The 1298-nt window shown below is 62.4% G+C and carries 1 protein-coding gene and 1 other annotated feature; the gene reads right to left on the bottom strand.

Annotated features, from left to right (window positions below; genetic code table 11):
• Positions 1–27: 27 nt before the first annotated feature.
• Positions 28–1250 (bottom strand): IS3 family transposase gene (locus tag INT51_RS21930; protein WP_193107506.1). Its coding sequence is split into 2 segments (ribosomal slippage): positions 28–971 and positions 971–1250, totalling 1224 coding nucleotides; the frame shifts between segments, so codons are not numbered across the junction.
• Positions 848–981, bottom strand: a sequence feature (AL1L pseudoknot). It overlaps the preceding gene by 134 nt.
• Positions 1251–1298: the final 48 nt, after the last annotated feature.

The raw sequence follows: 1298 nt of genomic DNA on the forward strand, positions 1-1298 counted from the left end.
TGAAGCGCCCTGGGTTTCGTTCCGTGGTTAGACGGTCGCGGGCGCGGTCGTCGTGAGGCGAGTGTAGGCCGATTCGACCGCTGCTGGGGTGCGGTAGCCGAGTGCCTCGTGGAGCCGGGACGTGTTCCACCAGTGGACCCAGTTCAGCGTCGCCAGTTCGACCTCGCTGACGGAGTCCCAGATCCGCTTCGAGTAGATCAACTCCGCCTTGTAGAGGCCGTTCACGGTCTCGGCCAGCGCGTTATCGTAGCTATCTCCGACGGTGCCAACTGACGCTTTCACCCCCGCCGTGATGAGCGCGTCCGAATAGGCCAGTGAGACGTACTGACTACCCCTGTCGGAGTGATGGATTAATCCGCTCTCATTCCTGCTTGCACCAGTGGAAATCAGTGCGTGCTCCAGTGCGAGCAATGGAAGCGACTGTGTGTGGAGTGTGGGCGCGACCGCCCAGCCGACAATTCTGCGACTGAAGACATCAGTGATGAACGCGACGTAGCAGAATCCGGTGAGCATCCGAACATAGGTAATGTCGGCGACCCATAGCTGCTGCGGACGGTCCGCGACGAACCTCCGCTCGACCAGGTCGGGACGCTGGTCAGCTCCGGCTCCGGGGCGGGTGGTGACGGGCTTGCGACCTCGCCGGACGCCTTGGAGGCTGGCGATCTTCATCAGCCTTGCTACTTGGTCGCGACCGATATCCCATCCCACTTGGCGCATTGCGTGCCACATCTTCCGGACCCCGTAGACGCTGTAATTCTCCTGATGGATCCGCTTCACTTCCTCTACGAGCATCTCGTCCCGCATGCTTCGAGAAGATGTCGGCCTGCTTTTGGAGGCGCGGTATCCGCGGGAGGTGATGAACCCACATTCTGTCGCATTGAGGGTGCGGCAGATGGCCTCGACCCCGAACTTCTCGCGATGCATGTCGATGAACGCGATCATTTCGTCGTGGGGCGGTCGAGTTCCGCTGCGAAAAACGCTGAGGCAGCTTTCAGGATCTCGTTCGCGCGTCGTGCCTCGGCGAGTTCCCGCCGAAGACGCCGGTTCTCCTCCTCGAGCGGCTCTCCCGGGCTGGCTGGTTCGGTGGGGCCATAGCGATTGCACCAGATCCGCAGGGTCTCCTCACCGACGCCGAGCTGCGGTGCGACGGCGCGGATCGAAGCTGCGCGGGGGCCACCTTCGCGGGCGTGGCGGTCGTAGACCATGCGGACCGCACGATCTCGGAGCTCTGGACTGAACTTCTTGGGCATGTTCCGATTCTCCTTGCTGAGACTCGGAACGAAACCCAGGGCGCTTCA

The organism is Brachybacterium sp. FME24, from assembly GCF_014897705.1.
In the GTDB taxonomy this organism is placed as follows: Bacteria; Actinomycetota; Actinomycetes; order Actinomycetales; family Dermabacteraceae; genus Brachybacterium.